The organism is Acetobacterium sp. K1/6 (genome assembly GCF_034438075.1).
GTDB classification, from domain to species: domain Bacteria; phylum Bacillota; class Clostridia; order Eubacteriales; family Eubacteriaceae; genus Acetobacterium; species Acetobacterium carbinolicum.
Genome location: NZ_JAXQGA010000001.1, coordinates 252,882 through 267,786, shown reverse-complemented (window position 1 = coordinate 267,786; position 14,905 = coordinate 252,882). Strand labels below are relative to the sequence as shown.

The 14,905-nt window shown below is 42.6% G+C and carries 11 protein-coding genes; 7 read left to right on the top strand and 4 right to left on the bottom strand.

Going from position 1 to position 14,905, the window contains the following annotated elements:
- Positions 1 to 31 precede the first annotated feature (31 nt).
- Both U2P91_RS01225 and U2P91_RS01220 read right to left on the bottom strand, forming a co-directional pair.
- Positions 32 to 412 carry a hypothetical protein gene (locus U2P91_RS01225; protein ID WP_322518828.1) on the bottom strand — a complete coding sequence of 127 codons (381 nt, stop codon included), beginning with the start codon at positions 410 to 412 and terminating at the stop codon, positions 32 to 34.
- 395 nt (positions 413 to 807) lie between these two features.
- Positions 808 to 1,542 (bottom strand): MerR family transcriptional regulator, encoded by a 735-nt coding sequence (locus U2P91_RS01220; protein ID WP_322518827.1) that lies wholly within the window; start codon positions 1,540 to 1,542, stop codon positions 808 to 810.
- A gap of 233 nt (positions 1,543 to 1,775) precedes the next feature.
- Here U2P91_RS01220 and U2P91_RS01215 point away from each other — a divergent pair, with 233 nt between their 5' ends.
- From U2P91_RS01215 to U2P91_RS01205, 3 genes are all read left to right on the top strand, one after another.
- Entirely contained in the window at positions 1,776 to 3,062 is a 1,287-nt protein-coding gene (locus U2P91_RS01215; protein WP_322518826.1) for a 3-isopropylmalate dehydratase large subunit, read from the top strand.
- A 14-nt stretch (positions 3,063 to 3,076) separates the two neighbouring features.
- Positions 3,077 to 3,598: a 3-isopropylmalate dehydratase small subunit gene (locus tag U2P91_RS01210; protein WP_111887351.1), complete on the top strand. Its 522-nt coding sequence runs from the start codon at positions 3,077 to 3,079 to the stop codon at positions 3,596 to 3,598.
- 198 nt (positions 3,599 to 3,796) lie between these two features.
- A complete protein-coding gene (locus tag U2P91_RS01205; protein WP_322518825.1) occupies positions 3,797 to 6,784 on the top strand; it encodes an ATP-binding protein in 2,988 nt (995 codons plus the stop codon).
- A 174-nt stretch (positions 6,785 to 6,958) separates the two neighbouring features.
- Here U2P91_RS01205 and U2P91_RS01200 read toward each other — a convergent pair whose 3' ends face one another.
- Positions 6,959 to 7,336, bottom strand: coding sequence for a helix-turn-helix transcriptional regulator (locus U2P91_RS01200; protein ID WP_322518824.1), 378 nt, complete (start codon positions 7,334 to 7,336; stop codon positions 6,959 to 6,961).
- A 237-nt stretch (positions 7,337 to 7,573) separates the two neighbouring features.
- Here U2P91_RS01200 and U2P91_RS01195 point away from each other — a divergent pair, with 237 nt between their 5' ends.
- The gene (locus U2P91_RS01195) at positions 7,574 to 8,335 is read left to right on the top strand and encodes an HD-GYP domain-containing protein (protein WP_322518823.1); all 762 of its coding nucleotides are present in this window, start codon (positions 7,574 to 7,576) and stop codon (positions 8,333 to 8,335) included.
- A gap of 132 nt (positions 8,336 to 8,467) precedes the next feature.
- Complete coding sequence (locus U2P91_RS01190) at positions 8,468 to 11,632, top strand: methyl-accepting chemotaxis protein (protein WP_322518822.1); 3,165 nt, start codon at positions 8,468 to 8,470, stop codon at positions 11,630 to 11,632.
- A 54-nt stretch (positions 11,633 to 11,686) separates the two neighbouring features.
- On the opposite strand, the gene U2P91_RS01185 is transcribed toward U2P91_RS01190, so the two are convergent.
- Positions 11,687 to 12,727 carry an alpha/beta hydrolase gene (locus tag U2P91_RS01185; RefSeq protein ID WP_322518821.1) on the bottom strand — a complete coding sequence of 347 codons (1,041 nt, stop codon included), beginning with the start codon at positions 12,725 to 12,727 and terminating at the stop codon, positions 11,687 to 11,689.
- A gap of 331 nt (positions 12,728 to 13,058) precedes the next feature.
- Between U2P91_RS01185 and U2P91_RS01180 the strand changes: the two genes are divergently transcribed.
- Together U2P91_RS01180 and U2P91_RS01175 are read left to right on the top strand one after the other, a co-directional pair.
- Positions 13,059 to 14,603: a sensor domain-containing diguanylate cyclase gene (locus U2P91_RS01180; RefSeq protein WP_322518820.1), complete on the top strand. Its 1,545-nt coding sequence runs from the start codon at positions 13,059 to 13,061 to the stop codon at positions 14,601 to 14,603.
- Positions 14,524 to 14,778, top strand: a complete 255-nt coding sequence (locus U2P91_RS01175) for a hypothetical protein (protein ID WP_322518819.1) — start codon at positions 14,524 to 14,526, stop codon at positions 14,776 to 14,778. The genes U2P91_RS01180 and U2P91_RS01175 overlap by 80 nt, the downstream gene beginning before the upstream one ends.
- The last annotated feature ends 127 nt before the right edge of the window (positions 14,779 to 14,905 follow it).

The window sequence follows — 14,905 nt, the reverse complement described above, 5'->3', positions numbered from 1 at the left end:
AGAAGGCTTTAAATAGTGATCTAAGAAAAAGCTATAAATAGTGGTCGTAACTGGAAAATGATTCTTTAATTTTACCATCGCCAAAGTCATTCATGGCTAGGTTGTAGTTAAAAAGAGATAGTTGCTCAAATGCAGAGAGTTTATGTTTACTGGCCTTGAGGCATTCATGACATTGAGCGTCATTGGTTTCGGGAATCAAAATATCCTCGGTTCGTTTGACCGTATCAAAATCAATAGTTGTCAGTTTACAGTGACTTTCAATATCGACTTCTGTCCAGAGGCTTTTTAAGAATTTCATGCAGGTTTTTTGCGGTTGTTCAAAGAGTTGCTTAATCTGTGAGTGATTAAGATTAATCACTTTTTTTTCAAGTTCAGATAGAGAAAATAAGTTGTTTGAAATTAACTGATTCATTTGTAGTCTCCTTTATTTTTTAAATCCGCCAAATCGGTTTGGCTATTATTTTAGATTTTCATTTCCGGCAAAGTTCAGGTGACTGACTAAAGGACTAATTATTTATATTGGGGTCAATCGTCTCTCATTGATAGGGAATCGATTGAATAAATTAATAATAACAGATGAATGTGAATTTTATGTTAACAGATGCTTACGATTTTATGAAGATTTCGTGGTGGTTGTTAAATTTTGAGGATAAGTAGCATTGAGAATGCAAAAATAATTGGCTGGAGCGATTATTGGAATGAAGTTGGCAAAAATAAAAAGAACCATCTCGGGAAAAATTGTTGAAAAATCCCAAAATAGTTCTATAAAATAAGTGTAAAAACATTATATTAGGGGTCTAATCCCTATTAATCAGTGTAAATTCCAATGGCATCGCTCATAAACTGGGCCAAGCCCTCAGCATGGGTGTCAATGTTTTTCTTGAACCGGTCGTCATGAATGTACATCAGCCCCAGTCCGGATAGAATTTCTTTAGTACAGTCGTAGTAGTGCCGGGAGATGTGGGCCTGCCACTGGGCGACCAGATCCTGAACCGCCGGGTCTGAGGATTTCCTGTCCATATTTGCGACAAAACCGGCATAAATGGCTTCTGCTTCGTTGTGGATTGCTTCCCAGTTTTCAGGGGTATAGTTTTTGGTTCTTTTCTGACTTTGGCTGTAGGCGCCAGTTTTGCCCCAACGCTGTTTAACCTCGGTTTCATATTGCTTCTTGTTCGCGTCAATTTCGGTCATATCAAATGGTTTAAAATTCATGTTTTTTGCTCCTTCTAATTTTTGCTCCAGCAAGGCAATCAGTTTGTCCAGACGGCGTCGTTTAAGCATCAGTAAGTGGCGCTGTTTTTTAAAAGCATCCATTTCATCATAATCGGGATTGGCCAGAATTCCTTTGATTTCCTGAATTGAAAAATCCAGCTCCCGTAAGAACAGGATATTCTGGAGCTGCGATAAATTGGTTGCGTCGTAGTATCGATACTTATTTTGTGTGATCTCACTGGGAATCAGAATTCCCTCACGATGGTAGTAGTGAAGGGTGCGCACACTGACTCCGGTAAGCGTTGCCACTTCCTTAACCGTCATTTTCATTTTCGTCTCCTTGCTGAATGTTTTTGGTTTGGCTTTGCCTTACCTGATTCTATCATAAGCTATGACCTTAGGTTAGAGTCAAGCGATAAATTAAAAAAGATTTCATTTTAATTCGAATTTCTCAACGATCAAGATTGATTTTTTTCAGGTTTATTGATCTATTTACAGCTTTGTGTCATAATAGATAGTATTCATATTGAAATTAAGAAAGCTTTCATAAGAAGGAGATTAAAATGGGTAAGACAATAGCAGAAAAAATATTTGATGCACATCGGGTAGATGAGCCGTTTCCAGATACACATGTATTAAAACTGGACCGGGTTTTCTGTCACGAAATCACTACTCCAATTGCCATCACCGATCTCATGGCTCGAGGGATGGAGCGGGTTTTTGACCCCACCAAGATCAAGGCCGTCATTGATCATGTAACCCCAGCCAAAGATTCAAAAACCGCGGCACAGGGAAAGATCCTTAGGGACTGGGCCAGACGACATGAGATTAAAGACTTTTTCGATATCGGCAAAAATGGCGTTTGTCATGCGATCTTCCCGGAAAAGGGATTTGTCCGGCCAGGTTATACGATCATCATGGGAGACTCCCATACCTGTACCCATGGAGCCTTTGGGGCCTTTGCTGCTGGGATTGGTACGACTGATCTGGAAGTTGGGATCTTAAAAGGAGTCTGTGCCTTCCATTTTCCTAAAACCATTAAAATTGTCCTCACGGGTACATTAAAACCCGGCGTTTACGCCAAGGATCTGATCCTTTTTATCATCAAAGAACTGACTGTTAACGGCGCTACTAATATGGTCATTGAATTTACTGGTCCAGTGGTAGATGCGATGTCGATGGAATCACGAATGACCCTTTGCAATATGGCCATCGAAGCTGGTGGCACCTGCGGGATCTGCTATCCGGATATGACGACAGTCGATTATCTCTGGGATTTCATTCAGGACGAATTTGCCACCAAAGCAGACGCCCTGGCTGATTATTCCAAATGGGTTTCCGATGTTGATGCCGAGTACGAACGGGTGCTGGAATACAATGTTTCGGAACTGCAACCGATGGTTACCGTTGGTTTCAAGCCGGATCAAGTCCGTACTGTGGCCGAGGTGTCCGGCACCAAAGTCGATCAGATCTACATCGGCAGTTGCACCAATGGCCGGATTGAAGATCTGCGCATCGCTGCTGAGGTTCTAAGAGGCAAAAAAATCAGCGATAACGTCCGTGCCATTGTCAGTCCGGCTACTCCAGCTATTTATTCGATGGCATTAAAAGAAGGCATCATCGAAATTTTCCAGGATGCCGGTTTCTGTGTTACCAATCCCACCTGTGGTGCTTGTCTGGGCATGAGCAACGGGGTGCTGGCTGAAGGTGAAGTCTGTGCTTCCACCACCAACCGTAATTTTAATGGCCGAATGGGTAAGGGCGGGATGGTTCATTTGATGAGCCCAGCATCCGCGGCGGCGGCAGCTCTTGCCGGAACGATTGTAAATTCTTTATTATTCAAGGCTTAGAAAGGGGGAACGACATGAAGACATTTAAAGGAAACGTATTATTTTTAGATCGCAGCGATATTAACACCGATGAGATTATCCCGGCTAAATACCTGACTGAAATTACCAAAGAGGCTCTAAAACCGAATCTGTTAGAGGATCTGGTGCTGCCAGGCTTTGCCCGGGCTGACACCCAGGATAAGGCAGTGATTGTGACCCGCGAAAACTTTGGTTGTGGTTCGTCGCGCGAACATGCACCCTGGGCCCTGGAAGTCAATGGCATCAACGTGGTGATTGCCGAAAGCTTTGCCCGAATATTTAGGCAGAATATGTACAACTGCGGGATGTTCGCTATTGAACTGCCCAAGGAAACCATCGACAATTTGTTTTTAAACTATGCCGGCAAAGAAGTGACCATGGCAGTCGATGTAGATAGTAACCAGATTGTCATTCAAGCTGATGGCAAATCCGAAACCATTGATTTCAAGGTTGGCGAATTTGACAAAACCCTGGTTAAAGAAGGCGGCTGGGTTGGCTATGCTGATAAGAATTATTAAACTCACCTGACACGCGATTATGTGATTTTACTAAGGACTGCAAAGGATAATCTTTTGCAGTCTTTTTATTTATAGCGGAAATTGCGAAAAGAAAATGCTGTCGTCTGCTTGAAAGGTCATTTCATACTATCACATAGTGAATTATGATGATATAATAAAAGAAAAAGTAGCGATCATTGCAGAATAGGGGGAAGAAAGATGCAAGAAAAATATAAAAAAATATTTATCAGTCTGATCATCATTTATGCCGTGGTCTATCTGCTGACCTTTCCGCTGGGGAACCATGCTCTGGTGATACTGCTAAAGCCTGGGGCGGCCCTTTTTGCCTGGTTATCGATGCGTTTTTTTGCACCGCTGATTGAAGTTAACCAATCAGTGAAAAAAATTGTTTCTTATGGTTTTTTAGCCTGGTTCTTAGCTGATGTTTTTGCCATGATGGGGGAAATGGCTGTTTTCATGGGAAACTATCAACAAATCGCTTTGTTTAGCCTTGAAGTCGTATTTTTTGCCATCAGTCGTATTTTGATTCTAGCCACCATTGCCGGACTTTATGGTTTTGTGACAAAGAAAACCAGCCAATTTCAGGTCATCGCCGATTTAATGACGGTCGTTGTCTGTATGGGAATTAGCTTCTGGTTGGTATTTTTTAAACCCGAGCCTGGTCTACCTTGGTCGCTGATGATTTCTGGAGATCTGGCGACGATTTTCTCTTTTTTTTATTTAGGACTCAGCCTTTTTGTTCAGGGATTTTTGCTTTTAAACTGGCTTTATTTTAAAGAACGGGCCATTACCATTGGTCATAAAATAAGCCTGATTGGTTTTGCCATTGTTAGTTGGACAGATTTAATCAGTGCCATCTATTCCAATATGATTTATCAGGGTGATTTAATCGAACTGGCCTATCAGACAGGTGTGCTTATGATTGCCATTGGGGGCGTTTATTTTGATCATAATTCGGTCACCCAATTGACCGCCAGAAAAGAAAAAAAGAAAACGGCTACCTGGAAGAATGGTCTCTACTTTCTGGTATATCCGCTATTTGCCTGGTATATTATTGGTTTTGATATTGATATTTTAATCTATTTTTTAGCGATTGCCTTCTATATGGTCAGCTGCTTATACACCCGACAGATTGAGATGACCAAAATTGTACTAGAAAAGGAAATAGCCAGTAATAAAAAATTGAAAGACCAGCATTATTTTACAAACCAATTACTAGATGCTATGCCCGGTGGTATATTCTATGTATCCCGGGATGATCAGCTGCTGGGAGTCAACAACAAGCTTTCCCGCCACTATGGCCCAGAAGTCGAAGACTATTTAAACCGAGATTTTTCAGAATTTCCCCATATGTCTAAAGCTGATTATCGGGAGTACTGTAAAATGAAGGAAGAAGCACTGTCAACCAGAAAGCCTTCTGTGCGCCAGTCGTCAGTTTTAAGTAGCGGTGGACGAGAGGTGTCGTTATTCAGTCTCAACGTCTATTATCTGGCAGACGGCTCGGTGGGTGGTTTTCTCGGCGTTTTTACGGATATCTCTGAGATCAAAGAAAAAGAAAGAGAACTCAAAGTAGCACTTAAAAATGCCAATGCCGCCACTGAGGCAAAATCGCTATTTCTGGCCAACATGAGTCACGAAATCAGAACCCCGATGAACGCGATTTTAGGGATGTCCCACCTGGTCAAACAGACTGATCTTGATGTTAAGCAGGAAGATTATATCAACAAAATTCATAGTGCGGCCACCTCGTTATTGGGGATTATTAACGATATTTTGGATTTTTCTAAAATTGAATCCGGCAAGTTGGAAATGGAAATCATTGATTTTAATCTAAAAAAGGTAATTAATGATACCATCTTGTTATTTACTGAAAAAATATCCGAAAGGAAGATTGAGCTCTTAATTAATTTGCCGCCACATTTACCACAGTGGTTTCGAGGCGACCCACTGCGATTAGGCCAAGTGCTCACTAATTTAGTGGGAAATGCTGTGAAGTTTACCAGCTCTGGAGAGATTGAAGTAGCAATCAGTCAAGAAGAACACCGGGGAAATATGCAGCAACTTAAGTTTTCAGTCCGCGATACGGGGATTGGGATTGCTCAGAAAAATCTGGAGCAATTGTTTGAGCCCTTCACCCAAAATGATAATTCCACCACCCGTCACTACGGTGGTACTGGCTTGGGTTTAAGCATCAGCCGTAATCTGATTGAAATGATGGGTGGTAAGCTTTGGGCAGAAAGTGATCTAGGGGTTGGTAGCACCTTTAGTTTTACGATCTGGCTGACGAAATCGGTACAACAAGTTAGTGGAAGCGAAACCTCATCGAATCGGGACAAAAAAAAATCGGTATGTCTTGCGGGGCTTAAGATTCTAGTAGCAGAAGATAATCCTGTGAATCGTCAGATTGCCGAAGAATTTCTGAAACAGGAAGGCGCTCTGGTGGACTCTGTAGAAAATGGGGAAGTAGCCTTAAATCGGATTATAAATGCCAATTACAAGGATTACTACGATCTCATCCTAATGGATATTCAGATGCCAGTGATGGATGGGTTCGAGGCAACCCGTAAAATCAGGGTTCTTAATGCGAACATTCCCATTTTGGCTATGACCGCCAGAACCATGTCTTCCGAACGCGATGAATGTCTAAAAAGCGGCATGAACGACCATATTTCAAAACCCATTGATCCCCAGGCATTGTGTCATGTCATTTTGAAATATGTCAAACCGAAATCAAAAGATGGGGTGTCAGATGCCGCAATAGAAGCGAGTGAGCCACCAGTGACGAAGGAAGAAAAATCTGACGCAATCAGAGCTGAAGCAACTAAGATTTTAGAAATCGACTGGGAAATGCTCACAAACCGATTGGGGGATAACCAGGATCTGATTTTAACCTTGCTGACGGTGTTTGCCGAAATCCATTCGGGTATGGCTGATGAGATGGAAACGGCCCTGGAAACACGAAATGAAGCGCTTCTCAAACAAAAGCTACATACCAATAGGGGCGTCTTGGGCAATATCGATGCGACTAATCTTTATCAGCAGGTTTGCAAAATGGAAGCAGAGCTATTTAAATCGGGAATGAATGCCATCTTACAACAGGATCTTATCACGTTTAAAGCGGACTTTAACCATTTTTATGCAGCCATTCTGAACTATCTTGACACCCATTCGCAAGCGACCAGATAAATTCAAAACAGCTGCTTTTTTTGTCGTGCAGTTTATGCACGTTACTTTTCACCCCCTTCATATTCTTTCCTCTTATCAATAAAAGCAAAAGATTTAAAATGATTAAATCATCGTTCATAAACGGAGCGATCAAGTTGGCAAATTATTTAATTTTTGGCAATAGATAGAGTCTACCTATCCCGTTTCTTCGCCATCATTCATGTCAATCAAACCATCGACATAGCCTTCAAGTTTTGTGATGATTTTATCTTGCAATGTTTCATCTTTTATTTTGTTAAAGATCTCAAGCAATTTCTTTTCTTTTTCTGTCAGAGAAGCTGAGATGTTCATAAACCTTTTTTTCGAATTAAAAGAATCACTTGATCTTCCGTAAAGATAGTCTAAAGAGACTTCAAAAAAATCAGCGATTTTGTTGATCGTTTCACAGTCTGGCTCGCGCTTATTAATTTCATATAGTGAAAGTGACGATCTTGAAATTGACAATCGAAGCGACAATTCAGCTTGAGTTAAATTTTTATCTTTTCTTAGTTTCTTTAGTCTTGTGCCAATCATTTTTTCACCTCTCTGATGCCATTATATCGGTTCGTTAAGTTGCAAACAATGCGTGCATCATAACGTAGCATAATTATGCAAAATACCATTGACTTGCTACGTAAAGTAGCATTATAATTGTAATATGATGCACATTGGGTAATGTTTATTGAGAAAAAATAATTGTATGAGGGAAAAGCAAGAAGTATGCTGCGTTTAACACTCTAATGTATCGAACTGTCTTGCTGTGGAGAAGATATGAATTGCGAACATTCAGGAAGAAATGAATTTGATGATCATCAAAAATTAGTCAAGAAAATTATTCATCTTAGCGATTGTTTAAATACGAGTAATTTTAAGGCAGCAATGAGCATTCTTGATCAATTAATCCCAATTTGTATGGAGCTTGATTTTAACAGACTAAGGTTACCAGAAATTAAACTGACAGACCGAAAATTATACCGCGAATTAAAACATGCCAAACGTGTTAGCATACATGCCCGTGAATTGGCAAAAGCGTTGGCTTGTACGCAAGAGGCGATTAAGGATATTGAAATCGGTGGTTTTGTACACGATGTTGGGAAATTAATAATCGATGAGCTTGTTCTTTACAAAAAGGATCGTTTAAGTCCTCAAGAATGGAAGACGATTCAAGCACATGCACTTTCCGGTGGGAAATTACTGTCTTTTTCAAAGCAGTTTGCACGTTTTATTCCAATCGCAGAGCAGCATCATGAACGATGGGATGGAAGTGGTTATCCAAAAGGGATAAAAGGGTCGAAAATCCATTATTCAGCCCGATTGATTTCCATTGTTGATGCATTCGATGCCATGACTTGTACTCGTTCTTATCACAAATGTATTCCGCCGCTTCTCGCAATTGAAGAAATAGCCCGTTGTTCAGCCACCCAGTTTGATCCATATATGGCAGAAGTATTCATTAGTCAAATTTCAACGCATCAGAGTTACAATGAAGCATTTTTAGAGAAGCCTAGAATCTATAAACAGTCAGATGGGTAAGTCAAGGTATTAAGTGTTGCTATCATCATATGCATTTTTGTTCAAGATATGAACGTTAAGTTTGGCCAAAATTACTTTTGACACCCAAATTTAGAGCATTTTTATTTGAGAAAACTGAAAGGAAGATAAGAAATGAAAGTACAAAGAAATGATTCAGTGAACAATCAGAATGAGCACATTGTTATAAAAATGCGCTTAACCACAAAGCTCATCCTGTTAACAGTGTTAACCTTGGCGGCAGCTATTATTACTATGGGGATTTTAGTGGTCAATACTGGCGCAGCGATTATTGATCAGGCAACTGAAGCAGATGCGCTGGAATATGGAGAAGAATCGGCCAGACATATTGGTGCTGTTATCACAGGCAATTTGGAAACTCTGAACGAAATTGCTGTTCGGGAACGCACCGCCAGCATGGATTTTGGGATCCAGGTGGCTTCTATTACTGGTGATGTAGAACGATTGGGGTATCAGGATATGGCTGTGATAGAGACGAATGGTCATGGCAAATATATTGTCGGCGGTGGTGAGTTTGATGTGCTAAATGAGATCTGGTATCAGGAGGCGCTCAAGGGAAAGCCTTACGTGTCAGATGTTTCCATCAGTCAAGTGACCAAACAGCCCGCAGTTTTTGAAGTGGCACCCATTAAAAAGGACAATCAGGTTGTGGGAGTCCTTTTAGGACGGCGGGATCCTACTTTTTTAAACGCCATCACCAATACGCTCGGTGACGGGAAAATTAAATACGGCTATGTGATTAGTGCCAACGGGACAATAATGGCCCACCCCAGTGAACAGCTTGTTCTGGATCAGTCCAACGTGTTTGACAATATGGAAAAAGATGGACCCCAGGGATTTGCCGCCATGTTCAAAGCACTCGATTCAAATGAAGTTGCTGATTTTGAGTATGAATATGATGGCGATACTAAACTGGCCTTTGTGGCACCAATTCAGGAAACAGATTGGACCTTGGTTATTACCGAATCCAAAACAGCTATGCTGGCACCGATTGTGCAATTGCGTAACACAATTATCATGTTTGCTTTGGTCATTCTGGTTGTCGGAGCTGTCGTCTCTTACATTATTTCCCGACGTATTGCGAAACCGGTGATGGCAGCCAATCTGATGATCAAAGAAATCAATGCCGGACATCTGAGTGATCGTCTGGCGATTGTTTCTAAAGACGAGGTTGGAGAATTGACCCAGTCACTTAATCAGATGGCTGATAATCTTCAGAATACCATTATCAGTCTAATGAGGAAGATTTCCAATGGTGATGTCTCAACAGACTTAGTCGTTGTAGATCCCCAAGACGAAATCACCCCGGTGTTGAAACAGACCGTGGAAACTATCCGAGCATTGATTGGTGAATCGACCATGCTGTCTCATGCAGCCCTGGCCGGTCAATGGGCGACCCGAGGTGATGAAACGGCTTTTGAAGGCGGTTTTAAAGAGATCGTTCAGGGCGTTAACGCCACTCTGGATACTGTCGTGGATAAGATGGTCTGGTATGAGTCGATTATTGACTCAGTGCCATTCCCTCTGCATGTTACCGATAATGACATGAAATGGGCATTTATGAACAAGGCTTTCGAAGATCTGATGATTGACAGTAAAGTGATTAAAGATCGGAAAGCCGCAATTGGGATGGATTGCTTCAATGCTGGGGCAAGCATCTGTCAAACCGAGAACTGTGGTATCCGTCAACTTGTGGATCGCGGCATTGGAGAAAGCTTCTTTGAATGGTATGGACGGAACAATAAACAGGATACGGCCTATCTAAAAAATGCCAAAGGTGAAAATGTCGGTTTTGTGGAAATCATAACAGATCTGACTCCGATGATTCGGGTAAGCAATTACACGAGTCATGAGGTAGCGAGACTGGCCAATAATCTGACTTGCCTATCACAGGGAAATCTGAACTTTGATCTGCAGATTGGAGCGGCGGATGAATATACATCTGAAGTGAGTGCCCAATTTGCCGAAATCCACAACAGTTTGTCAGACGTGAAAGACTCGGTGGATAAACTGATTGCGGACGCCACCATGCTGGCCCGGGCCGGAATTGAAGGAGAACTGAATACCCGGGCAGATGCCAGTCTGCATCAGGGCGATTTTGCCAAAATTATCGACGGCGTCAACGCCACTCTTGACGCTGTAGTCGCGCCAGTGCAAGAAGCATCGGCCACACTCAAAGAATTGGCTCAGGGCAATCTTGACACGGGTATGGTCGGCAATTATAACGGTGATTATACCCAAATCAAAGACGATATGAATCAAACGGTAGTCTTTTTGAAACGTTATGTCGATGAAATTGCCGACACTCTAAAAGAAGTGGGTGAGGGTAATCTGGATCTGGAAATTACTGGAGAATACCTGGGGGATTTCCAGGCCATTAAAACGGCACTCAACGAGATCACAAACAAGCTCAGTACCACCATGGCGGATATCAATGAAGCAGCCACTCAGGTGGAAGCCGGTGCGATCCAGATTTCAGACGGCGGCCAGGCATTATCTCAAGGAACAACCGAACAGGCCAGCTCCATCCAGGAGTTAACTGCATCCATTGAAGAAGTAGCCAGAGAAACCAAGCAGAATGCTCAAAATGCCAATAATGCCAATGAATTGGCAACTGAGGTTAAAACCAATGCCGAGGTAGGTAACGTCCAAATGGCCGAGATGGTCACTGCCATGATTGATATCAATGAGGCGTCCAGCAATATTTCCAAAATTATCAAGGTCATTGATGACATTGCCTTCCAGACCAATATTCTGGCCCTTAATGCCGCAGTAGAAGCGGCCCGAGCTGGACAGCATGGCAAGGGCTTTGCCGTCGTGGCCGAAGAAGTGCGAACCCTGGCAGCGCGAAGCGCCGAGGCCGCCAAAGAAACAACAACATTGATTGAGGGCTCGATTTCGAAAACCGAAGCGGGCTCAAAAATTGCCGACCAGACAGCAGACAGCTTAAAGGAAATTCTTAATCAGATCGAAAAGGTGACCGGTCTGGTTGGGGATATTGCTCAGGCATCCAATGATCAGGCTTCAGAAATTGCGCAGATCAATCAAGGGATTGAACAGGTTTCACAGGTGGTGCAAACCAATTCCGCCACTGCCGAAGAAAGCGCCGCTGCCAGTGAGGAACTTTCCGGTCAGGCTGAAATCCTAAAACAGATGGTGGGTGCCTTCCGTCTCAAAGGAAAGAGCTTAAGCAGCATGGAAACGGCGGTAAAATCGGCAGCAAAGCCGGTAAGCTCATCACAGATTGATATACTCCTGGATGAAGCGGATAAATATTAATTAAATAAATTAAAAAGCAACTTGGGCGCTTAATACGTCCAGGTTGTTTTTTTATCAGTGAATTAAATCTTTCAAAATTGCCAGAACCGCCTCTGGTTCCTCAAAAATAGGGCTGTGGGCAGAGTCTTCAAAAAGATAGAAATGTTTTTTCGGAGCCTTGATTTCTTCCAGATAAATTTCCGACAGGTGATAGTTAACGGTGTAATCATAGACCCCGGAGAAAAAGATAACAGGTATCTCCAGCCGGGTAACAAGATCACTGAGATTGGCCTGGCGGAATTCTTCGTTAAGCATCGAGCGTTTAGAAAATGCTTTGCCCTGCCAGATCTGAAACTTCTCCTTTAGCATATATTCCCGGTTTTTCATCACAGCCAGAAAAATTCCGGTAACCACTGAGTACATCGTGTGGGTGGTACCGATCCCGGCCTCGTGCATGACTCGATCCCGGATTCGTTCGTAGGCGGCGGTGCCGTAGGGGGCTTTTTTTAGTTGCTCCCGGTTTTTTTTATCATTTGCATAGAAGTTCAACATAAATTCATAAGCCAACTCTTCCGATAACGCCAGGTTGACCGACTGTGCCACCCCAATATAGGCACGATAGAGCTCTGGTGCCCGGGCAGCCGCCTGAATACCGATATAGGTGCCAAAGGAATGAGCCATCAGATAGATCTTTTCCTTTTGAAACCGCTGGCACAGATACTTGGTGACTGAAATAGTATCGGCCACCATCTGCTCAGTGGTCATGGTCTCCGGAGGGATCGCAGCACTATAAGACAGACCGGCGCCCCGCTGATCCCACCAGACCACGGTAAACAGTTCTTCAAGGTGGGACGGATGGCTTTCGTTAAGCCAATATTCCGGCATCCCCGGACCCCCATGGATAAAGAGCAGCACCGGACGGGTTTGGTCCCGGGTTTTAATGATCATGCCCATTTCCACCCCGTTGATAGGTATCCAGAATTTTTCTGACAGGCTGTCTGGCTGCACCTGCCCGTTGGCGTCAGTGTAGGGAATCATTTTGCCAGAAAAGAAGACCATCAGCAAGGTGGTGACAATACTGATTAAACAAAGTAGCAGAATGAAAAACAAGGCCATGGTTTTTCCCCCTTTCATAAGAAATAGTGATGACGCGGCGATACTTAGGCAACCATCAGTGTGATATTAGGATGTTTCGATTATATCGAAACAATTTGATGGCGTCAAGCGAGAAGGTCGACCGACAGCGTTTTGAGAGCGGGGTTCGCTTAAAACGATACATTAAGGTTTCTAATATTTGCTTACCAATTCGTAAAGATGATGGTATAATTATGAAATAAAATTTAGTAATGCGAGATAAACAAAAAGCGCCTTTTGTACATAACCAAAGATGAGTTAAAAATCGACTGCTTCGGTTAAGACGCATAATCGAGTAACAGGGAGATGGCCAATGGAACCATTGCGAAAAAAATACCGATTGATACTAATGGTTATCATTTTAATCCTTGGGGCACTGAGTAGCCTAGCTTTTCTGCTGCTGTCCTTTCAAATGGAGAGTATCTATGAAAGAAATATTGAACGTAGTATTATCGAGGTGAAAAAGACTTTTTTAAAAGACAATGTGGACAATTTGATTTTAAATATTGAGCAGGAACACCAGACGCAGAAAACCTTATTTGTCAGACTCAATCAACTGGCCGAAATCGCGCTGGATGGTTATAATAGCTATAATCCTGAGGCTTTTCTGGAGCAAGCCATCCTTTATTTTGAGGACCCTATTCGCCAGACTTATTTAACGGTGCTGATTACCGATTCGGCCACTGAAAGAATCCTTTATTCTGAAAATATTTCGGATCTGGATCAAAGTCTGTCTTTTTCAGAACAAACAAAACGATTGATACCGCTGATGACATCATCAGTAAAAAAGGATTATGGCGAGTACCAGGTATTTTTTGGGGTGCGTGAAAGTCGGGTTGAAGATATTGTCGAAGAGAATATCCGGGACTTGATTCATGCTTCCCGGTATTCCAACGACGCTTATTTTTGGGTAAATGAGGTAGTCAATAATGAAGGTGGAGATAACTACGCCATCCGTCTTATTCATCCCAATTTAAAAGACACTGAAGGACAGTTGCTATCTACCAATATGACTGATATTAAGGGAAATTATCCCTATCTGGAGGAGCTGGAGGGGGTTAAAGCATCAGGCGAGATTTTTTATACCTATTTTTTCAAAAAAATGAATTCGGATGTGGTTTCAGAGAAACTGACTTATGCCCGGCTGTATCCAAACTACAATTGGATTGTGGCCATGGGTGTGCACCTGGATGATATCAGCACCTATGTTACGGCCTCCACTGAAGAAAGTAACAAAAATATTATGTGGATGTTGCTGGCCCTCGTCGGGTTTATTTTTGTCCTGATCGGAATTTTAACGATTGTCATGAACCGGATCGAAAGCTGGTATTACCAGAATTCTGAGCAGGAACTAAAGGCCGCAGTTTATCGGGATCCCCTAACTCACACCTATAACCGGCGGGCAGGAAACGAGTGCCTGGAAAAAACATTCAGAGCCTATAAAATCTCTGGGGAAAGCCCTGCCTTTATTATGATCGATATTGATGATTTTAAAACGGTTAATGATGAGTGTGGTCACGATGTGGGCGATGCGGTTTTAATTAAGTTGGCAGCAGTTATTAACCAGCGTATCCGTAACAATGACAAACTTTTTCGCTGGGGTGGTGAAGAATTTCTATTGGTCTGTCAAGGGCTTAAAGAGGATAATATTGATGACTTTACCAGAAAACTACTCGATACCGCTGCATCGGTTGATTATGACTGCCGTGGCCAGTCCGGAAAGATTACTATATCCATGGGTGTTTCCTACTGTATCCCCGGCGATGTCGATGAAAAGGATGCGATTAAACGGGCGGATCAAGGACTTTACGAAGCAAAAAGAACAGGCAAGAACCGGAGCTGTTATATCCGGCCCTAGACTTACTGATAATGGCGTTGGAGGCATTCTTAAAGAAACCGTCGGCGATGCGGTAACCGGAGGCTGGTATAACGCCCTCAATGGTGAAAATATCGACCTCAATCAGATGACCCGGATCGTTGGGGAAGAGCTGTCCAGGCTGTGCGGTGAAAAGGGACTGCTTAAAACAGCGTAGGTTGATGTCAAACTCAAAAAAGGATGTAACGCGGAAGCTTTATTATTACAAAATCAGGTTAAAAACTTTTAGTATTGATTGACAGCAGACATTAAAATCCCCCTGACGCCGATAGTGGCTTCAGGGG